Origin of the sequence: Mycobacterium hippophais, from assembly GCF_027529605.1 — a bacterium.
Classification (GTDB): domain Bacteria; phylum Actinomycetota; class Actinomycetes; order Mycobacteriales; family Mycobacteriaceae; genus Mycobacterium; species Mycobacterium arseniciresistens.
The window spans coordinates 56358-74634 of the sequence record NZ_JAPZPY010000009.1 but is presented as its reverse complement, the minus strand read 5'-3'; the positions used below and the strand labels follow the sequence as shown (position 1 = coordinate 74634).

Below are 18277 nucleotides of genomic sequence, written 5' to 3'. Positions count from 1 at the left end.
GCGGGCGGCCTAGAAGCCCAGGAGCCCCAGCGGGATCTGCGGGATCTCGCCGTTGCCGAGGCGGCTCACCATCGCCGGGCAGAACATCGAGATCGCCAGGCCGGTGAACATGGTGGCGGCGCCCAGCGGCATGCCTGCGGTGTCGGCGACCTTGGCGGTGGCGTCGGCGGCGCCCTGACCGGGGTCGGCGAGCATCGGGCACACCTGCTGGCCGAGGGCCACCGTGTCGGCCGGGTTTCCGGTCGCCAGGCCGGCGTCGGCGAGCGAGCGCAGGAAGGCGTCGTCGGCGGGTTCCGCCTGCGCGGGGGCGGCGAGGAGAGTGGAACTCACGGCCAACGCGGCGGCGAGGGTCAGGGCTCGAATGCCCGGTCGTTGTCTGCGCTGCACCGGAGGAATCGTACGCTGTCGGGATGCCGGACATCCCCTCGAAGCCACCCTCGGACCGCGACGCCGTCACGGACGGTCTGACCCCACACTTCGAGGACGTGCAGGCGCACTACGACCTGTCCGACGACTTCTTCCGGTTGTTCCTGGACCCGACCCGGACCTACAGCTGCGCGTACTTCGAGCGTGACGACATGACGCTCGAGGAGGCGCAGTACGCCAAGATCGACCTCGCGCTGGGCAAGCTCGGCCTGCAGCCGGGCATGACGCTGCTCGACGTCGGCTGCGGGTGGGGCTCGACGATGCTGCGCGCGATCGAGAAGCACGATGTCAACGTGATCGGCCTGACGCTGTCGGAGAACCAGAAGGCGCACGTCGAGACGTTGTTCGCGGCGCTGGACAGCCCGCGCAGCCGGGAGGTCCGGCTGCAGGGCTGGGAGGAGTTCGACCAGCCGGTCGACCGCATCGTGTCGATCGGCGCGTTCGAGCACTTCGGCTTCGACCGTTACGACGACTACTTCGCGATGGCGTACGACGCGCTGCCCGACGACGGCGTGATGCTCCTGCACACCATCACCGGGCTACATCCGAAGGAGATGGCCGAGCGGGGCATGCCGCTGTCGTTCCAGTTCGCCCGGTTCGTGAAGTTCATCGTCACCGAGATCTTCCCCGGCGGCCGGCTGCCGTCGATCCCGATGGTGGAGGAGCACGGCACCAAGGCCGGGTTCACGGTGTCGCGGGTGCAGTCGTTGCAGCCGCACTACGCGCGCACCCTCGACCTGTGGGCCGCCGCGCTGGAGGCTCGCCGCGACGAGGCCATCGCCATCCAGTCCGAAGAGGTCTACGACCGGTACATGAAGTACCTGACCGGATGCGCGGACATGTTCCGGGTCGGCTACATCGACGTCAATCAGTTCACGATGGAGAAGTGAGCCGGCTCAGATACCCGTCCAGCTCTCGTCGATCATCTCGGCGACATTGATCACCTGGGCCTGTTGCGATGCCGGACTGTCGATCTCGCCGGCGACGTGGGCGGCGATGAACCGTTTCACCTCGGCGTCGATGCCGCCGATGATGCGGACCACCTCCGCGCGCAGCGTCTTGGACGTCACGTGGATGGTGATGTCCGACGGCCGCGGCTTCTTGACGTCGAGGATGAGCAGCAGGGGTTCGGCGGCGAGCGCCGACGCGCGCAGCGCGATCTCGCCGTAGACCACGAACCGCGGCTTGTCGATGCGCAGGTCGACGACCATGTCGATCTCCAGCGGGATCTTGATGGCGAACGTGATCATCTCGCCGACGTGGCGGGTCACCTTCGGTTCCTGGACCTGGACCTTGGCGGTGACCTTGGCGATCTTGCCCGGACCCTGTGCGATGGGACCGATCTCGAAGGCGTCGCCGGCGATCTCGGCGATCGCGCCACCGACGCGCTCGTCGGTGACCGCGAACTCGTAGAACTTCCGGCCGAATTCCTCGTAGGTCATGTACTCGTGGGCAGCCATGGTGCTGTTACGGTCTCACGTCCGCCGCCCCGAGTGAACGCAGCGTGGCCGAACCGCAACGTGCGCGGTCAGCTGTCACCACTTTGGCTGCGGGCTTCCGCACCGCTCACCTCGTCGTCGATCGCATCGTCGTTGAAGGTGCGGCCCACGTAGGAGCCGTCGCCCTCGTCGCCCTCTTTGCCGGCGCGAGAGCCCGCGACCTTGTTGTCGTCGTCGACGTCGGTCTCGCTCTTGTCTTCGTCCTTGGGGCTGGTCACCTGGACGGTCTACCCGGTTCGCCGCCCGCTAACCGCCGGCCCCGCCGTCGTCGGCGTAGTACTGCAGCGCACTCACCGTGTACCGCGGCGTGGTCAGCCCGGCGATCAGCACGCCGTGCCGGCCGTCACGGCTGACGGTGGCGACGACGTGCCGGCCCGCGGCGACGAGCTTGTCGGTCGAGGCGCCGGCCAGCAGGCTCGACAGGGCAGTCCGCGAGATCGGGCCCTGCGCGCCGTCGCGGATCGGCGCCGACCCCGGCAACCGGCGGCGCACGGCGATCTCGTCGCCGCCGGCCGCGTCGGCGAGGAACCGGGCGAAGCTGCGCTTCCCCCGCCGGCCCACGCCACGAAAACCGAGGAGGAACCCGGCGGTCCCATGCAGCCCCTGGTTGCGCAGCAGCGCCCCCGACAGCCGCACGCCCGCCGGTGCGGCGCCGACGCCGGCGCGCAGGAACTGCCCCACCATCGCGGGCAGCTCCCAGTACGCCTGCAGCCGGGTGATCCGCAGGTCCACCGGGTCGAGGTCGTACCGCAGGTAGGCGGGGATCAGCATGGTGACCGACGGGCTCATCACGACCTCGAGGGTGACGTCCCGGATGACGGTCGTGCCGGCGACGATGTCGCGGCGCGAGTGGGCGGTGATCTGCCGCGGCGCGATGAAGGTGCGGTAGAAGCGGTCCATCTGCTCGCGGCCCCGGTGTGCGCGCGAACCCACGGGATCCTCGATCAGGGCGGTCGCGGCGAACAGGTCGAGCCAGCCCGCGCGGTCGTGGGCGGCCGCCTTGAGCAGGGATTGCTGCGCGGTGGCGAGCGTGTCGGCACGCGAGAAGGCCATATGGCGGTTTACCACCCGGTCGGTGCGGACCGGCGGGCAGACTGGGTGAGTACCGTGGAAGTCCAGGCTGCTGCCACGAGGAGGACGGCGATGAGTAATGGACCTTTCAACGGCGGGGGACCGTTCGGGTTCGATCCCGACGACCTCGACCGGGTGGCGCGCGAGGCGCTCGAGGGCGTCAGCAGGTTGTTCAGCACCTCGGGTGAACGCGCCGGGTGGGGAGCCCTGGTGGACGAGCTCGGGCGGTTCTCCAGGCCCCGCACCGAACCGGAGACCACGGGTGAGGCCGGCGACGGGGTCTGGGCGATCTTCACCGTCGACGACAACGGCGGCGCGCGCATCGAGCAGGTCTACCCGACCGAACTCGACGCGCTGCGGGCCAACAAGAACAACACCGACCCGGCACGCCGGGTCCGGTTCCTGCCCTACGGCATCGCCGTCAGCGTCCTGGACGCCAGTTCCGAAGAGCGCACCGAAGAGTAAGCCCGGGAGTAACGGGGAAATCTCTCGTCGGCGCCACGGCAGCCGTTAGGATTTGCGGCGCGGGGCGACGTATGCAGTGCTGGGCTGGTCAGATCTGAGGGTGGACATGTTTCGCAGACTTCTCGTGAGCGCGGCCGCGGCCGGCGCGGTGATCGCACTGGCACCGGGCGCTGCGGCCGACCCGCAGACCGACTATCCGGACGATCCGGGGCGGTACTCGACCGACGTGCCCGGCATGAGCTACGACGCCCGGCTCAGCGCGCCGTGCTTCAGCTGGGAGCGCAACGTGTTCGGCCGCGGTCGCGGCGGCGAGCCGCTGCAGTGCAAGTACATCCCGAACCAGACGCAGCCTCCGGGCAGCGGCGGGTACTGGACCAGCTCGTATGCGCTGTACGGCGTCCAGCAGGTCGGCGCGCCGTGCCCCAGCCCGCAGTCGGCGGCGCAGTCACCCGACGGCAAGCCGATGCTGTGCCTCGGTGCCCGGGGCTGGCAGCCCGGAGTGAAGACGGGCGCCGGCTTCTTCCCGATGTGATCACCCGACCATACAGATGACGCAGCAATGTATGGTCTTGGCATGACCAGCGGCGACGTCGCCTTCGACCTGTCCACCGTCTTCGGCACCGTCGCACAGGCGATCCCGGACCACACCTTCCTGGTCTGGCGCGACCGACGGCTGAGTTACGGCCAGGTCGAGGCGCGGGCGACCGGCGTGGCCAACCATCTGGCCGGCCGCGGCCTCGGCTGCCACGTCGAACGCCCCGACCTCGGCGGGCACGAGTCCGGTCAGGACCATCTCGGCATCTACCTGCGCAACGGCAACGAGTACATCGAGACGATGGTCGGGGCGTTCCGCGCGCGGGTCGCGCCGTTCAACGTCAACTACCGCTACGTCGGCGAGGAACTGGTCTACCTGCTGACCGACGCCCGGGCCAGGGCGCTCGTGTACGCCGCCGAGTTCGCCCCACAGGTCGCGGCCATCCGTGACCAGCTGCCGCATCTCGAGGTGCTCATCCAGGTGGCCGACGATTCGGGCAACGACCTGCTGCCCGGCGCCGTCGACTACGAGTCGGTCACCGAGTCGCCCGCCCCCGCGGACGGACTGCCCACGCCGTCGGGCGACGATCTCTACGTCCTGTACACCGGCGGCACCACCGGCATGCCCAAGGGCGTGCTGTGGCGCCAGCACGACATCTTCATGTCGTCGATGGGCGGCCGCCCCTTCGGCAGCGACACGTTCCTGACCTCGTACGCCGAACTCGCCGAGCGCGCCACAGCGTCGGCCGGTGTGATGTCGATGCTGATGATCCCGCCGTTCATGCACGGCGCCGCGCAGTGGGCCACGTTCACCGGCGTGACGATGGGCGGAAAGATCGTCATCCCCGACCACGTCGACCGGCTGCGGCCCGAGGACGCGCTGCGGGTGGCCGAGCGGGAACGCGTGCTGAGCATCCCGATGGTCGGCGACGCCGTCGCACGCCCGCTCGTCGAGGAGATCGAGCGGGGCGATTACGACCTCTCGGGCCTGGTCACGATGACCAACGGCGGTGCGCCGCTGTCCCCCACGGTGCGTGACCGGATCCTGGCGGCCGTGCCGCATGTCATGGTGATGGACGCGGTGGGGTCCTCGGAGTCGGGCGCCCAGATGAGTGCCTACACCGCGGCGGGTGCCGCGGAATCGGGAGCAAGGCCGGCGGTCTTCGACCCGCAGGCCGACACGGCCGTGGTGTCCGCCGATCTGACCCGGGTGCTCGGCCCGGGCGAGGGTCAGGGCTGGCTGGCCCGGCGGGACCTGATCCCGCTGGGGTATCTGGGCGACGAGGCCAAGACCGCAAGGACGTTCCCGACGATCGACGGGGTCCGCTGGTCGGTGCCCGGCGACCGGGCCAACGTCCTCGACGACGGCCGGATCGAGCTGCTCGGCCGCGACTCGGTCACCATCAACTCCGGCGGCGAGAAGATCTTCGTCGAGGAGGTCGAGCGAGCCATCGCCGCGCACCCCGCCGTCTACGACGTCGTGGTGGTGGGGCGGCCGTCCGAACGCTGGGGCAGCGAGGTCGTCGCCGTCGTCCAGTTCGCCGACGGCAGCTCGGCCACCGACGACGAGCTCGTCGACGTGTGCACGAAAACCATTGCACGCTACAAGATCCCGAAGGCGTTCATCCGGACGACGAAGGTGGTGCGGTCGCCGGCGGGCAAGGCCGACTACCGGTGGGCCAAGGCGCTGGCGACGGATTCGGTGGCGGGCAGCACCGCCTGACAGCGCCGTCTCATGTAGCGGGAACGGCGCCCAGCACCCGCTGCAAATCGGGCTTCATCGCCTGCAGCTGCTGGCCCCAGTAGGCCCAGCTGTGGGTGCCGTCGGGGAAATCGAACACCCCGTTGCGGCCGCCCGCCGCGACGTAGCGGTCGCGGAAGGCGATGTTGGACTTGATCGCGAAGCCCTCGAGGAATCCAAGGCCCGCGACCGGTGCGGTGGACCCCGCGGCGTCGACGCCGGTCGGCGTGCCGTTGCCGCAGTAGATCCAGACCCGGGTGTTGTTGGCCACCAGCCTGTCGACGTTGACTGTGGGATCGTTGCGGGCCCACGCCGGGTCGCCCGGCGGCCCCCACATCGCATCGGGGTTGAACCCGCCGTTCCACATCATCGCGACGCGGACCTGGCCCGCCCATTCGGGCGCGGACAGGTTGAGGAAGCCCGACAGCGAACCGGCGTAGACGAACAACTGCGGATGGTAGGCGGCGAGCACGAGCGCCGACGATCCGCCCATCGAAAGACCGACCGCCGCATTGCCGCTCGCCGCGACATCGCGGTTGGCCGCCAGCCACGCCGGCAACTCCTGGGTCAGGAACGTCTCCCACTTGTAGGTGTAGGTGCCGCTGTTGCCGACCGCCGGCTGGTACCAGTCGCTGTAGAAGCTGGACTTGCCGCCGACCGGAAGCACCATCGACAGACCTGAGCCGTTGTACCAGTCGAACACCGCCGTGTTGATGTCCCACCCGTTGCGGTCGTCGCCCGCCTCCATGCTGTCGAGGAGGTACACCGCGTGCGAACCCGGACCGCCGCTGAGGAATTCGACGCGGATCGGGCGGCCCATCGCCGCTGAGGGAACCTCGAGTTGTTCGACGGGCAGGTCCGGGCTGGAGTACGCGTCGGCGGTGACCGTTCCGGCGGTGCCCGCGATCAGCGCGGAGAGCACCGCGACGGCGGTGAGCCGTCCCAGCCGTCGTGACCATCGCATATCAATGAATGCCATCACTGACCCCCACCTTCGTCCGATCCAGGCTGGGGCGGACGATACGCGCGAGCCCGGTTCAGCGGCCGGTTTTCGACATTCCCCGCGCGGACGGTGGCAGCGCCCGAAACACGCTGTGGTGCGCCACATCCAATCTAGGTGCACACTCACTCAACGGTTGCGCACCGGCGGTGACGATGTCGGCTGCGGCACAGACAGTTTGGATGAAGGCGCCGCCGGCCGGCGGGCAACGCACCACCGGCTAGCGGTGCCTCGGCCAGGCCGGGGCACTACCATCAGCCGGTGCCTGCACAGACAGGGCGATGGCAATCGCTGCACACCCGGCTGCTGAGGCTGGTGGTGCGCCCGACGGCGCCACCGCTGTGGGTCGGGGTCGTGGTCGCGGTCGGGTTCATCGTCGCCGAGACGCTGCTGGTGCTGCAGCTCAAGCGGGTGGCCCCGGAGAACGCGTTCGGCGCGGTGTTCCTGCTCGGTGTGCTCGTGGTGTCGGCTGCCTGGGGGCTCGGGCTGGCGGTCGCCACCTCGGTGGTCAGCGCCGCGGTCTACATGTACTTCCACCTGGAGGGCACCGACAGTGTGGCGCCCGCGCTGTTCGTCTTCCTGCCGCTGGCGCTGCTGGCCAATCTGCTCGCCGGGCAGGCGCGACTGCGGGCCGCCGAGGCCGAGCAGCGCCGCATCGAGGCCGACCTCTCCGCCGAACTGGCCCGTTCCACGCTGCGGGCGGGTGACCTGCGCGACGCGCTCGACAGTGCGGGCCGGCGGGTGGCCGAGGTGCTCGGCCTGCCCGCGGCGCACCTCGACCTCGACACCCTCGCCGGCGACGACGATCAGACCGCGATCGCGCTGGAAGACGACGGCGAGCCGGTCGGCACGCTGCTGGTCCCCGCCGGCCTGCCCAAACCGGCGCAGCAGCGGGTGCTCCGGATGATCCCCGCGCTGGAGGGCCTGCTGGCCGCCACCCGCGACCGCTGGGCGATCAACGAGGCGCTGGCCGCCAGCCACGCCGAGGTCAGCGCGCTGGCAGCTCAACAGGCGGCGCTGCGCAGGGTCGCGACGCTGGTGGCGCGCGGCGCCGATCCGGCCGAGGTCCATCCCGCCGCGGTGGCCGAACTCGCCGCGGGTCTGCAGGTCCAGCACGTCACGCTGGTCCGGTACGAGGCCGACGACCACTGCGTGGTGCTCGCCACCCATGACAGCAGGGACGACGCGACACTCACTGCGGGCGAACGCTTCCCACTCACCGGCGACAGCCTGAGCTCCCAGATCCGCCGAACCGCCGAGACCGCCCGCATCGACGACTACGCGGAGGCGCACGGGCCGATCGCCGTGCGGATGCGGGCCCTCGGCCTGCGCTCCGGGGTGGGCGCCCCGGTCATCGTCGACGGGCAGGTCCGCGGCGCGCTGCTCGTCGGCTCCGCCGGCCCGCAACCGATGCCGCCCGAATGCGAGGCGCGGGTCGGCGACTTCGCCGATCTGGTCGCCACCGCGATCCACAACGACGAGAACCGCGCCGAGCTCAGAGCGTCGCGGGCGCGCATCATCACCGCCGCCGACCAGGCCCGGCGTGGCATCGAACGCGACCTCCACGACGGCGCCCAGCAGCGGATCGTGGCGCTGGGCATGGATCTGCGCGCGGTCGAGGCCGCCGTGCCGGCTGACCGGCCCGACATCCGCGACCAGCTCGACCGGGCGGTCACCGGACTCACCGAACTGCACCGCGACCTGCAGGAACTGTCCCGCGGAATCCACCCGGCCATCCTGTCGCGCGGTGGCCTCGGCCCCGCGGTGAAGTCCCTGGCGCGCCGCTCGCCGGTGCCGGTCGCCCTTGACCTCGACCTGGATCCGGCGACCGACCGCGCGCTGCCAGAACAGGTCAAGGTGGCCGCGTACTACGTCGTCGCGGAGTCATTGACTAACGCCGCCAAACACGCGCACGCCGGCGAGGTGACGGTGCGGCTGCGGGCCGGCGGTGACGCGCTGCGCCTGTCGGTCACCGACGACGGGGTCGGCGGCGCCGGCACCGGTGGCGGATCCGGGCTGATCGGGCTCAGCGACCGGGTGGCCGCGGTGTCCGGCCGGTTGGAGATCAGCAGCCCGCCCGGCGCCGGAACGGCGCTGGTCGCGACAATCCCGTTGCAGGCGGGCTGAGCGACAACCGCCGGGTTCCGCCCTGCACTCGTCGCCGCGGATGCGAAAATGACGTCGATGGATGTGCGCGCGAGGAACAACGTGCAGGTCGTCGGCAACGCCGATGGACCAACCGTGGTGCTCGCGCACGGATTCGGCTGCGACCAGAACATGTGGTGGCGGGTCACCGACCTGCTGTCGGCGGAGTTCCAGGTGGTGCTGTTCGACCACGTCGGTTGCGGCGCGTCGGATCTCTCGGCATGGGACCAGCAGCGCTACGGTTCGCTGCAGGCCTACGCCGAGGACATCCTCGAGGTCCTCGCCGCCCTCGACCTGCGCGAAGCGGTTTTCGTCGGCCACTCGGTGGCCGCCATGATGGGCGTGCTCGCGGTCGGCGCCGACGCGGGCCGCGTCCGGAAGCTCGTCCTTCTGACACCCTCGCCGCGCTACATCGACGACGAGGGCTACCGCGGCGGCTTCGCGCGCAGTGACATCGACGAACTGCTCGAGTCGCTCGAGGACAACTACCTGGGCTGGTCCTACGCGATCGCGCCGACCATCGTCGGGCGGCCCGACCGCCCCGACCTGTCCGAAGAACTGGCGGACAGCTTCTGCCGCACCGACCCGTCGGTCGCGCGGGTGTTCGCCCGCACGACGTTCCTGTCCGACAACCGTTCCGACCTGTCCCGGGTGAGTGTGCCGACGCTGGTGATCGAATGCGCACAGGATGCGCTCGCACCGCGCGAGGTCGGCGCGTACGTCTCGGCTCACATCGAGGGCAGCGAGCTGGTCACCCTCGACACCACCGGCCACTGCCCACAACTGAGCGCGCCCGACATCACCGCCGAGGCGATCGCGGCATTCGCCCGGACGCCGTGACGGGCCCCGAACCCGCTGCGGCGCAGCCGGACTGGAACATCGAAGACCTGTACGACAACGCTCCGTGCGGAATTCTGCTCGCCACGGCGGACCGGCGCATCCTCGCGGTCAACGCCACCCTGGCGAATTGGCTCGGCCACTCCCCCGACGGCCTGGTCGGCGTCCCGTTCACCGACCTGTTCACCGCCGGCGGACGGATCCACTTCGAGACCCACTTCGCTCCCCTGCTGCACGCGGCGGGTCACCTGGCCGGGGTGACCCTCGACCTGGTGGCGGCGGACGGCACCCGGCTGCCCATGCTGGTCACCGCCAATGCCGACAGCGGCACCGACGGCCGTCTCGGCCTGTTGCGCATCGCCGTTCAGGACGCCCACGACCGGCGCAGCTACGAACGCGAACTGCTGGCCGAACGCAGGCGCGCCGAGCAGGAGCGCGTGCGGGCGCAACAGCTGGCACGGACGCTGCAGCGCTCGTTGCTGCCGCCGGCGTTGACCCCACCGCGGGGACTGGCCGCCGCCGCCTACTACCATCCGGCGTCCGAGGAGGTGAGCGGCGACTTCTACGACCTGTTCCCGCTCAGTCAGGACCGGTGGGCGTTCTTCCTCGGCGACGTCTGCGGCAAGGGTGCCGAGGCGGCGAGCGTCACGTCGCTGACCCGCTACACACTGCGGGCGGCCGCGGTGATCGACGGCGATCCGGTGGCGGTGCTGCACAATCTCGACACGGTCCTCAAGCAGGAACGCGAAGGCGGCACAACGCCGTTCTGCACGGTGCTCTTCGGAATACTGGAGCGCCGTGCCGGCGGATTCGACGTCCACCTCGCCGGCGGTGGTCACCCGCCGGCGGTGCTGATCTCCGCCGACGGTGGGGTGTACGAGGCGGAGTCCGTCGGCGGGATGCCCGCAGGCATCGTGACCGCGGCCCGATTCGTCTCGACGCGAATGCATCTGAGTGCCGGGGACACGCTCGTGCTGTACACCGACGGCCTCTCCGAGGCCCGTACCGGCGTGGGCGTCGAACGCTTCAACGACGACGGAGCGCTGCTGCGGTTCGCCGCCGCGCATGCCCCGACCACACCCGCCGACTTCATCGCCGCGACCCGAACGTTGTTGCAGGGGCTCGGTTCCGGAGTCGAGGACGACGCCGCGGTGCTGGCACTGGGCGTCCCGAGGTGAGCGCACAGCTGTTGCACCACCTGATCGCGGCCGCGGCGGCAGTGGCGCCCGAGCGGCCCGCGGTGCTCACGGAGAACGCCTCGGCCACCTTCGCGGAGCTGGACCGGCAGGCCGCCGCGGTGGCGGGCTGGGTCGCCGACCGGTGCGCGCCGGGTGACCGCGTCGCGGTCATCGCCGACAACAGCCTGGGCTACGCGCAGCTGTACTACGGGGTCCCGCGGAGCCGGCGGGTGCTCGCACTGATCAACCAGCGGCTGTCGGCCGCCGAGCAGACCGGCCAGTTGGTGACGGCCTCGCCGGTGGTGCTCGCCGCGGACCGCCGACACCTGGCGGCGCTCGGAGACGTCGCCGAGCTGGTGCCGTCGATCCGGCACGTCGTCGATCTGGACTCCGCACAGTGGCGGCAGGTCATCGCCGGGCCTGCCGCGGGTCCGAGCCCGGCGCGGCCCGGCGACCCCGCCTGGCTGCTGTTCACCAGTGGGTCGACCGGAACCCCGAAGGGCGTGCTGCACACCCACCGCTCGGTGCTGGCCGCGGTGCGCGGCACCATCGTGGGGCGGGCGGTGACCCGGGGTGTGTACCTGTTGCCGTTCCCGATGTGTCACATCGCCGGCTACAACATGCTGGTCCACCACGGCGCCGGGTCCAGTGTGGTGCTGCTGGCGAAGTTCTCGCCCACGGCGTTCGCCGACGCCGTGGCGACCCACGGGGTGACGTCGTGCTCGCTGGCGCCGACGATGCTGCACGGCCTGCTCGACCACCTGGACCGCACCGGGACGGCGCTGCCGACGCTGCAGTCGATCGCCTACGGATCGGCCGCGATCCCCGCCGACCTGCTGCGCCGGGCGATCGCCGTGCTGCGGGTCGACTTCCACCAGGGCTACGGGATGACCGAGACGGCGGGCAACGTCACCTTCCTCGGTCCCGACGAGCACCGCGCCGGTGCGTCCGCGCCGTCGGTGCTGGCCACCGCGGGCCGTCCGCACCCCGGCGTCGAGGTCGCGGTCGTCGACGACGGCGGCCGTCCGGTGCCTGCCGGCGCAACCGGTGAGATCGTGGTCCGCGGTGAGCAGGTCACCCCCGGGTACTGGCCGGACTCGACACCGGCCACCGCGGACGGGTGGCTGCGCACCGGCGACGTCGGCCGCCTCGACGATGCCGGCCGGCTGATGGTGGTCGACCGCCGCAAGGACGTGATCGTCACCGGCGGTGAGAACGTGTCCTCACGCGAGGTGGAGGACGTGTTGTCGACCCATCCCGACGTCGCCGCCGTGGCGGTGGTGGGCGTTCCGGACGCCTACTGGGGCGAGGCGATCTGCGCGGTGGTGGTGCCGCGCGCGGGGAGCCAGCCGACAGCCGACGATCTGATCGCCCACGTGCGGGCCCGGCTGGCGCCGTTCAAGCGGCCGCGGCACGTCGTCCTGGTCGACGAGCTGCCGCTGACGTCGAACGGCAAGGTCGCCAAACCTGTTCTGCGGCAACGCGTGTTGCTTGAACTCACGAGCGGTCAGCCGACGGGGTCGAACCGCACCCGGTAGCTGGCCGGCCAGTTCTTCCCGGTCAGCAGGTACTCGCCGCCGCCGGTGTGGGCGATGCCGTTGAGCACCTGCGCGGCGGGTTCGCCGTCGCGCAGGACGGCGCCGTCGGCGCTCGCGGCGACCGTCGCCGAGGGGAGGTCGATGCGGACGATCTCGTCGGTGGGCCAGACGTTGGCCCACACCTGGCCGTCGACACATTCGAGCTCGTTGAGTCCGGTGGCGGGCGCGCCGCCGGGGCGGGTGATCTGCACCGAGCCGGTCTCGGTGAAATCGCGCGGGTCGATGAACCGCAGCCGGTCGCTGCCGTCGCTGAGCACGAGCCGGTCGCCGTCGCGGCACAGGCCCCACCCCTCGCCCGTGAGCGGCACTTCCCGCCGCGGGGTCAGTGAGGCGCGGTCCCACTCGATCGCCACCCCGTCGCGGTAGGTGACCTGCCAGACGCGGTCGCCGACGACCGTGATGCCCTCCCCGAAGTATCCGCCGGGCAGCGGCGCGGCGCGGCGGACGGCTCCGGTGGCGGGGTCGAGTTCGCGCAGTTCGGACTGCCCGGACAGGCCGGTGCTCTCGTAGAGCGCCGACCCGTCGGCGCCGGAGGCGATCTCGAGGCCTTCGGTGTAGGCCGAGGTGTCGTGCGGGAGCTCGCCCAGCACGGTGACGGTCAGGTCGGCCGGCGGCGGGACGGCGTGTGCGTCGGAACAGCCGGCGGCCGAGGCGACCACGGCCGCGCAGAGCGTGGCGAGGAGGCGGCGTGGTGTGGACATCACCGTCATGATGCCCGAATCGGGGCGGTTCGACACCCGGTCAGTGCATCGAGGACGGTGACGCCATCGTCGAGTCGGGTGCCCGCCAGTCGGTGGACACGAACCGGCGCCGGATGAGCCACTCACCGCCGTGCGGTGTCAGGGTGTCGCGGTAGCGTCCGCAGTGATCCAGCCCGATCTCGGTGATGACGGTGAAATACGATGCGACGAGCGCGCTTTCGGGCGTCAGCTGGAGGAACTGGGTGTTGGACAGGTTGTGCCGGACGATGCGTCGCAGGTCCGGTGCCGATCCAGGGTGGGCGGGGGCGGTGACACCGCCGAGGAAGGCGGCGATCTCGCTGCGGCCGGACATCGTGGCGACGTTCCGCACCTCGAGGGTGCCGTCCGGGCAGAAGGTTCGGGTCAGGTCGTCGATCCGGCCGGCGTCACCGGCCCAGTGGTAGCGGGCGAGGGTGTCGCGAATCTGCTCGCGCGCCACCAGTTCCCAGTGATCCACCACCGAGTCAGACGGCCATCACCACTTCGTAGGACACGGCGTAGCGGCAGACGCCCTGTTGCGGCCGGAACAGGCATCCGCCGTTCTGCGACCACGCCACGATGCGGCGCAACTTCTTGTGGGAGGGCAGGCGTTTGGTGATCGTGTCGGCGAGCGCGGCACGAAGTTGTTCGTAGTGGCGGGATTCCAGGTCGCGTGAGACCAGAACGTCCCAGGCTGTTTCCTCTACGGGCATCGTCTCAGTGTGGGCTTCCTGCAGGTGAGTCCGCGTATTTGACCGCCGTGTCGGCTGTTGTTATCGAAATGTGTCCTGCTCACTCTGCGGCGCGTCGCGTGCTCCATTTCGCCACCAGGTGCAGGACGGCGCCGACGGCCAACAGGATTCCGGCGTACATCCACACCTGTCCGCTCTGCTGGGTCAGCAGCAGCACACACGACGCGACGCCGAGTACGGGCACGGCGGTCCATACCCGAAAGTGGTCGTGTTCCACGGTATCCCGGCGCAACACCAGGACCGAGACGTTCGTGGAGATGAAGACGAACAGCAGTAGCAGCACCACGGTCTCGGCCAGCGTCTGCAGTTCACCGACCAGCGTGAGCATCATGGCCACCACGGTGGTCGCCACGATCGCGGCCCACGGTGTGCGCCGGTTGGGCAGCACCTTGGCCAGCGCGCCGGGCAGCAGGCCTTCCTGCGCCATGCCGTACGTCAGCCGGCTGGCCATGATCATGGTGAGCAGTGCGCCGTTGGCGACCGCGACGAGCGCGATGGCGCTGAAGAGCCAGTCCGGCACGCCCACGCCGGTGGCGGACACGACCGCGAGCAGCGGGCCCGAGGACTCCGCCAACTCGCTGTCCGGCAGCGCGATGGCGCTCGCGAGACCGACGAGCGCGTAGACGACGCCCGCGGCCACCAGCGCGCCGAACAACGCCCGCGGATACACGCGGCTGGGGTCGCGGATCTCCTCGACGACGTTCGCCGACGTCTCGAAACCGACGAACGAGTAGTAGGCGATGATGGCGCCGCCCAGGATGGCCAGCGCCGGATTGGCGCCGTCGGGGAACTGGCCGATGCGCGACACGTCGCCGCCGCCGCGACCGAGCATGACGGCCACCGTGACGACGACGATCACCAGGCCGGTCACCTCGATACACGTCATCACGACGTTGCTCTTGAGCGATTCGCTGATCCCCCGCGCGTTGAGGCAGCCGATCAGCACGAGGAACACGAGTGCGGCGGGCACCGCGGGCACCGGCACGAACGTCGTCAGGTAGTCGCCGGAGAACGCCAGCGCCAGACCCGCGGCACTCGTCACGCCCGCCGCCAGCATGCTGAAGCCCACCAGGAAGGACACCAGGGGCTGCTTGAACGCCCGCTCGGCGAACACCGCCGCGCCGCCCGCCTTCGGATACTTCGTCACGAGTTCGGCGTAGGAACCGGCGGTCAGCAGTGCCAGCAGCAGCGCCAGCACCAACGGCGCCCACAGCACCCCGCCGACCTCGCCGGACAGCTTGCCCATCAGGGCGTAGATGCCGGCGCCGAGCACGTCGCCGAGAATGAACATGAACAGCAGCGGCCCGGTGATGCGGCGTTTGAGCGCCTGTGGCTGGTCGGTCTGCTGCGGCGCTTCGGCTGTCATCGGATGCTCCCCCTTGCGGCGTATGGCCGTGGGGGTATTGCCCTCAGGGCGACGAAGTATGCCTACCCAGCAGCCATGCGTGTCCGTCGGCTTCGCCGGCGACCAGGATGTCGAGGGCGCCGAACGCCTCGGTCAGCTCGCCACGGGCCGCGCGGAACGGCCCCGGCGACGCACCCACCTCGCTGAGTGCGGTGACCGCCAGCAGGCCACCGGGCGCCAGCCGGGCCAGTATCGGCCGGTCGAGGCGGCGGTCGCGGAAGCGGTGACAGACGATCACGTCGGCGGGCGGGCCGGGCGGCAGTCCGTCGTCGAGATCGGCGACGTCGAAACGGGTGCGGCTTCCGACGCCGCACCGCAGCGCCAGGTCGCGGGCCTGGGCGATCGCCACCGCAGAGACGTCGACACCGAGGACGTCCATGCCGCGGCGCGCCAGCCACACCGCGGTCCGGCCCTGACCGCAGGCCAGATCGAGGGCCCGCCCGGTGTGCGGGAACGCCGATTCGTGCGCCGCGAATTCGTCCGGCGCGGACACCGCGCCGGCGTCCACCGCCGGCCGCGTGGCGTAGCGCTCGTCCCAGCGGGCCCGGTCGCGTGCGGTCATCCGGGCAAACCTACCCAGCGGGGGCTGCCGCAACTTACTACCGGCCGGTAAGGTTGGGTGGCGCCGCGACCGACCGAGGAGGTCCAAGGTGGAGCTCGAGTACATGGAACTGCACGGCGAGCGGGTGGCCTACCGTGACGCCGGCGAGGGCGAGACGCTCCTGCTGATTCACGGGATGGCGGGCAGCTCACAGACCTGGCGCGAGGTGATGCCCCGACTGTCGCGGCACTACCGGGTCATCGCGCCCGACATGCTCGGACACGGGCAGAGCGGGAAGCCCCGCACCGATTACTCGCTCGGCGCGTTCGCGGTCTGGTTGCGCGACTTCCTCGACGAGCTGGGCGTGGAGAGCGTCACCATCGTCGGGCACTCGCTGGGCGGCGGGATCGCGATGCAGTTCCTCTATCAGCATCCCGAGTACTGCAACCGGTTGGTGCTGATCAGCAGCGGCGGCCTCGGCCAGGACGTGGGCTGGATCCTGCGGCTGTTGTCCGCCCCGGGCGCTGAACTCGTGATGCCCGTGATCGCGCCGTCACCGGTGCTGGCCGCGGGGAACAAGGTGCGGTCCTGGCTGAGCTCGGCCGGGCTGCGGTCACCGCGCGGCGCCGAGATCTGGAACGCGTACTCGTCCTTCGCCGACCGCCAGACCAGGGACGCCTTCCTGAAGACTCTGCGCTCGGTGGTCGACTACCGCGGACAGGCGGTCAGCGCACTGAGCCGGCTGCAGTTGCGCACCGAACTGCCGTCGCTGGCCATCTGGGGTGAACGCGACGACATAATCCCGGTGCAGCACGCCCACGATGCTCAGGCGGTGCGGCCGGGCAACCGCCTCGAGGTGTTGCCCGACGTCGGGCACTTCGCACACGTAGAGGCGCCCAATCAGGTCATCGACCTGATAGAGGACTTCATCGCCACGACCACACCGGCCCTGCGGACCGCCGGTCGCTGAGTACTACCAGCGGTTGACCTTGCCCGGATTGACCGGCCAGTGTCCCGGAGGACCCTTGAACGGCCACGGCCCGTCCTTGAGATGACCCGGCGGCGGCAGACACCCCGGCCCCGGCGGATCGATCCACGGCGCGAAGCAACCGCGGGGGTCCGCACCTGCGGGGGCGACCGGGTTCACCACCGCCCCGGCGGCGAGCAGCCCGGCCATCATGGCGCCGGCGGCAATTTTCTTGATCACAATGCACCTCCTCGAGCAGACGCTCGTTGAGTCGGCTCCCGACCCCTGCGAATACCCACATCACCGCGTTGCCACGCCGCCGGTGGACCGGCAGTTCAGATAAGTGTTCTTACAACTGCCGATTCCCCATCCGGCCCAGAACCCGGGCTGATACTCGAAATGGCGGCGAGTGGTCTGACTGATCCGAGAGCCCGACATTGCGACTCCCTAGACGGCCACGGCCAGTTGCGGCTCAGACCGTCCGCGGCCAGGTGCGGCCGGCGATCGCAGGAAGGGAGTCGGGAGATGTCGGACGAGACGGAACGCAATATCGAGGTGATCAAGAGGGGTTACGAGGCTTTCGCGGCCGGTGATGTCGACACGGTGATGAGCCTGTTCGACGACGATCTCGAATGGGTCCAGCCGGGCAACAGCGCGGTCAGCGGCACCTATCACGGGAAGGCCGAGCTCGGGGAACTGCTCGGCCGGATGGCGGAGAAGCAGACCACGGTGAAGGTGAACCGCCTGCTGGGCGACGGGGACACGGTGGTCGCACTCACCGAGGTCACCTCCGACGGCCAACTCAGCCACGACGCGGACGTGTTCACGCTGCGGGACGGGAAGACCGTGCGGGCCGAGGTCTACGCCGACACGGCGGTGATGGAGCGCGTCTACGGCACCAAGGAGGTGTCGGCGACCGGGTAGCCGCCCGTGGGGACGCGCTAGTCCCGGGCGCCCGTGCCGGTGGTAGGGACCGGCCGGCTGATCGCGGGTCCTCGACGCGCGGCCCCCCACAGCCCCACCCCGATGCCGACGACCGCACCGCCGAGTCCGATGATCTGCTGGCCGCGCTTGAGGTCGTCGTGCACGCTCATGCCACCGAGCAGGTCGGCGGCATCGGCGCCACCGGAGGCGAGGAACCAGCCCCGGGTGTCGCGTCCCCGCAGGCCCGCAGCCAGGAGCAGGCCGCCGATCAGGGCGTCGCGATAGCCCATGGACCGCAACAGGAGTCGCGCCGAGGGCCCCGGATCGTCGGGCTCTCCCCACAGCCGGTTGGCCCGCAGCGGGTCGGCGAGGAACGACACGCCGGATGCCAGCCGGATGCTGCCTGCGACGACAGCGGCTCGGTCGATGATCATGAGGGGCAGCCTATGACCAACGACCCGCCGGATGCTCAGAA

The 18277-nt window shown here is 70.4% G+C and carries 22 protein-coding genes; 10 read left to right on the top strand and 12 right to left on the bottom strand.

Annotated elements, in window-relative coordinates; all coding sequences use genetic code 11:
• Positions 1–9 precede the first annotated feature (9 nt).
• Complete coding sequence (locus O6P37_RS18915) at positions 10–387, bottom strand: DUF732 domain-containing protein (RefSeq protein ID WP_269895520.1); 378 nt, start codon at positions 385–387, stop codon at positions 10–12.
• A 23-nt stretch (positions 388–410) separates the two neighbouring features.
• On the opposite strand from O6P37_RS18915, the gene O6P37_RS18910 reads away from it, so the two are divergent.
• A complete protein-coding gene (locus tag O6P37_RS18910; RefSeq protein WP_269895519.1) occupies positions 411–1316 on the top strand; it encodes a cyclopropane mycolic acid synthase family methyltransferase in 906 nt (301 codons plus the stop codon).
• 6 nt (positions 1317–1322) lie between these two features.
• On the opposite strand, the gene O6P37_RS18905 is transcribed toward O6P37_RS18910, so the two are convergent.
• From O6P37_RS18905 to O6P37_RS18895, 3 genes are all read right to left on the bottom strand, one after another.
• Positions 1323–1886 (bottom strand): hypothetical protein, encoded by a 564-nt coding sequence (locus O6P37_RS18905; protein ID WP_269895518.1) that lies wholly within the window; start codon positions 1884–1886, stop codon positions 1323–1325.
• A gap of 68 nt (positions 1887–1954) precedes the next feature.
• Positions 1955–2143, bottom strand: coding sequence for a hypothetical protein (locus tag O6P37_RS18900; protein ID WP_269895517.1), 189 nt, complete (start codon positions 2141–2143; stop codon positions 1955–1957).
• Positions 2144–2171: 28 nt separating this feature from the next.
• Entirely contained in the window at positions 2172–2978 is an 807-nt protein-coding gene (locus O6P37_RS18895) for a nuclear transport factor 2 family protein (protein WP_269895516.1), read from the bottom strand.
• 90 nt (positions 2979–3068) lie between these two features.
• Between O6P37_RS18895 and O6P37_RS18890 the strand changes: the two genes are divergently transcribed.
• The 3 genes from O6P37_RS18890 to O6P37_RS18880 all read left to right on the top strand — a co-directional run bounded on the left by O6P37_RS18890 (position 3069) and on the right by O6P37_RS18880 (position 5718).
• Complete coding sequence (locus tag O6P37_RS18890; protein ID WP_269895515.1) at positions 3069–3461, top strand: hypothetical protein; 393 nt, start codon at positions 3069–3071, stop codon at positions 3459–3461.
• 106 nt (positions 3462–3567) lie between these two features.
• Positions 3568–3993, top strand: coding sequence for a hypothetical protein (locus O6P37_RS18885; RefSeq protein WP_269895514.1), 426 nt, complete (start codon positions 3568–3570; stop codon positions 3991–3993).
• 42 nt (positions 3994–4035) lie between these two features.
• Complete coding sequence (locus O6P37_RS18880; RefSeq protein ID WP_269895513.1) at positions 4036–5718, top strand: acyl-CoA synthetase; 1683 nt, start codon at positions 4036–4038, stop codon at positions 5716–5718.
• Between the two features lie 10 nt (positions 5719–5728).
• Here the strand turns inward: O6P37_RS18880 and O6P37_RS18875 are convergent, their stop codons facing one another.
• Positions 5729–6715, bottom strand: coding sequence for an esterase family protein (locus O6P37_RS18875; protein ID WP_269895512.1), 987 nt, complete (start codon positions 6713–6715; stop codon positions 5729–5731).
• A gap of 282 nt (positions 6716–6997) precedes the next feature.
• Between O6P37_RS18875 and O6P37_RS18870 the strand changes: the two genes are divergently transcribed.
• Genes O6P37_RS18870 through O6P37_RS18855 form a run of 4 tightly spaced genes read left to right on the top strand, consistent with a single transcriptional unit; the run spans position 6998 to position 12434 of the window.
• Positions 6998–8863, top strand: a complete 1866-nt coding sequence (locus O6P37_RS18870; RefSeq protein ID WP_269895511.1) for a sensor histidine kinase — start codon at positions 6998–7000, stop codon at positions 8861–8863.
• A gap of 57 nt (positions 8864–8920) precedes the next feature.
• Positions 8921–9721: an alpha/beta fold hydrolase gene (locus O6P37_RS18865; RefSeq protein ID WP_269895665.1), complete on the top strand. Its 801-nt coding sequence runs from the start codon at positions 8921–8923 to the stop codon at positions 9719–9721.
• Positions 9718–10896 carry a PP2C family protein-serine/threonine phosphatase gene (locus O6P37_RS18860; RefSeq protein ID WP_269895510.1) on the top strand — a complete coding sequence of 393 codons (1179 nt, stop codon included), beginning with the start codon at positions 9718–9720 and terminating at the stop codon, positions 10894–10896. Before O6P37_RS18865 ends, O6P37_RS18860 begins: the two co-directional genes overlap by 4 nt.
• A complete protein-coding gene (locus O6P37_RS18855; protein ID WP_269895509.1) occupies positions 10893–12434 on the top strand; it encodes an AMP-binding protein in 1542 nt (513 codons plus the stop codon). Before O6P37_RS18860 ends, O6P37_RS18855 begins: the two co-directional genes overlap by 4 nt.
• Here the strand turns inward: O6P37_RS18855 and O6P37_RS18850 are convergent.
• The 5 genes from O6P37_RS18850 to O6P37_RS18830 all read right to left on the bottom strand — a co-directional run bounded on the left by O6P37_RS18850 (position 12404) and on the right by O6P37_RS18830 (position 15932).
• Entirely contained in the window at positions 12404–13204 is an 801-nt protein-coding gene (locus O6P37_RS18850) for a glutaminyl-peptide cyclotransferase (RefSeq protein WP_269895664.1), read from the bottom strand. The two genes, O6P37_RS18855 and O6P37_RS18850, sit on opposite strands and share 31 nt — an antisense overlap.
• A gap of 31 nt (positions 13205–13235) precedes the next feature.
• A complete protein-coding gene (locus tag O6P37_RS18845) occupies positions 13236–13691 on the bottom strand; it encodes a nuclear transport factor 2 family protein (RefSeq protein WP_269895663.1) in 456 nt (151 codons plus the stop codon).
• Positions 13692–13698: 7 nt separating this feature from the next.
• Positions 13699–13926, bottom strand: coding sequence for a hypothetical protein (locus O6P37_RS18840; protein ID WP_264014519.1), 228 nt, complete (start codon positions 13924–13926; stop codon positions 13699–13701).
• Between the two features lie 79 nt (positions 13927–14005).
• Positions 14006–15331 (bottom strand): APC family permease, encoded by a 1326-nt coding sequence (locus O6P37_RS18835; protein ID WP_269895508.1) that lies wholly within the window; start codon positions 15329–15331, stop codon positions 14006–14008.
• Positions 15332–15374: 43 nt separating this feature from the next.
• Positions 15375–15932, bottom strand: a complete 558-nt coding sequence (locus O6P37_RS18830) for a class I SAM-dependent methyltransferase (protein ID WP_269895507.1) — start codon at positions 15930–15932, stop codon at positions 15375–15377.
• Positions 15933–16035: 103 nt separating this feature from the next.
• Here O6P37_RS18830 and O6P37_RS18825 point away from each other — a divergent pair, with 103 nt between their 5' ends.
• Positions 16036–16881: an alpha/beta fold hydrolase gene (locus O6P37_RS18825; RefSeq protein ID WP_269895662.1), complete on the top strand. Its 846-nt coding sequence runs from the start codon at positions 16036–16038 to the stop codon at positions 16879–16881.
• A 3-nt stretch (positions 16882–16884) separates the two neighbouring features.
• Here the strand turns inward: O6P37_RS18825 and O6P37_RS18820 are convergent, their stop codons facing one another.
• Entirely contained in the window at positions 16885–17118 is a 234-nt protein-coding gene (locus tag O6P37_RS18820; protein WP_269895506.1) for a hypothetical protein, read from the bottom strand.
• A 285-nt stretch (positions 17119–17403) separates the two neighbouring features.
• Here O6P37_RS18820 and O6P37_RS18815 point away from each other — a divergent pair, with 285 nt between their 5' ends.
• A complete protein-coding gene (locus O6P37_RS18815) occupies positions 17404–17802 on the top strand; it encodes a nuclear transport factor 2 family protein (RefSeq protein WP_269895505.1) in 399 nt (132 codons plus the stop codon).
• Between the two features lie 17 nt (positions 17803–17819).
• Here O6P37_RS18815 and O6P37_RS18810 read toward each other — a convergent pair whose 3' ends face one another.
• Complete coding sequence (locus O6P37_RS18810; RefSeq protein WP_269895504.1) at positions 17820–18236, bottom strand: DUF4267 domain-containing protein; 417 nt, start codon at positions 18234–18236, stop codon at positions 17820–17822.
• Positions 18237–18277: the final 41 nt, after the last annotated feature.

What these genes read in the sequence shown, in the direction of transcription:
- O6P37_RS18910 (WP_269895519.1), top strand. Translation starts at nt 411, where the DNA reads ATGCCGGACATCCCCTCGAAGCCACCCTCGGACCGCGACGCCGTCACG.
- O6P37_RS18905 (WP_269895518.1), bottom strand. Translation starts at nt 1,886, where the DNA reads ATGGCTGCCCACGAGTACATGACCTACGAGGAATTCGGCCGGAAGTTC.
- O6P37_RS18895 (WP_269895516.1), bottom strand. Translation starts at nt 2,978, where the DNA reads ATGGCCTTCTCGCGTGCCGACACGCTCGCCACCGCGCAGCAATCCCTG.
- O6P37_RS18890 (WP_269895515.1), top strand. Translation starts at nt 3,069, where the DNA reads ATGAGTAATGGACCTTTCAACGGCGGGGGACCGTTCGGGTTCGATCCC.
- O6P37_RS18885 (WP_269895514.1), top strand. Translation starts at nt 3,568, where the DNA reads ATGTTTCGCAGACTTCTCGTGAGCGCGGCCGCGGCCGGCGCGGTGATC.
- O6P37_RS18880 (WP_269895513.1), top strand. Translation starts at nt 4,036, where the DNA reads ATGACCAGCGGCGACGTCGCCTTCGACCTGTCCACCGTCTTCGGCACC.
- O6P37_RS18875 (WP_269895512.1), bottom strand. Translation starts at nt 6,715, where the DNA reads ATGGCATTCATTGATATGCGATGGTCACGACGGCTGGGACGGCTCACC.
- O6P37_RS18865 (WP_269895665.1), top strand. Translation starts at nt 8,921, where the DNA reads ATGGATGTGCGCGCGAGGAACAACGTGCAGGTCGTCGGCAACGCCGAT.
- O6P37_RS18850 (WP_269895664.1), bottom strand. Translation starts at nt 13,204, where the DNA reads ATGACGGTGATGTCCACACCACGCCGCCTCCTCGCCACGCTCTGCGCG.
- O6P37_RS18840 (WP_264014519.1), bottom strand. Translation starts at nt 13,926, where the DNA reads ATGCCCGTAGAGGAAACAGCCTGGGACGTTCTGGTCTCACGCGACCTG.
- O6P37_RS18835 (WP_269895508.1), bottom strand. Translation starts at nt 15,331, where the DNA reads ATGACAGCCGAAGCGCCGCAGCAGACCGACCAGCCACAGGCGCTCAAA.
- O6P37_RS18830 (WP_269895507.1), bottom strand. Translation starts at nt 15,932, where the DNA reads ATGACCGCACGCGACCGGGCCCGCTGGGACGAGCGCTACGCCACGCGG.
- O6P37_RS18825 (WP_269895662.1), top strand. Translation starts at nt 16,036, where the DNA reads ATGGAACTGCACGGCGAGCGGGTGGCCTACCGTGACGCCGGCGAGGGC.
- O6P37_RS18815 (WP_269895505.1), top strand. Translation starts at nt 17,404, where the DNA reads ATGTCGGACGAGACGGAACGCAATATCGAGGTGATCAAGAGGGGTTAC.
- O6P37_RS18810 (WP_269895504.1), bottom strand. Translation starts at nt 18,236, where the DNA reads ATGATCATCGACCGAGCCGCTGTCGTCGCAGGCAGCATCCGGCTGGCA.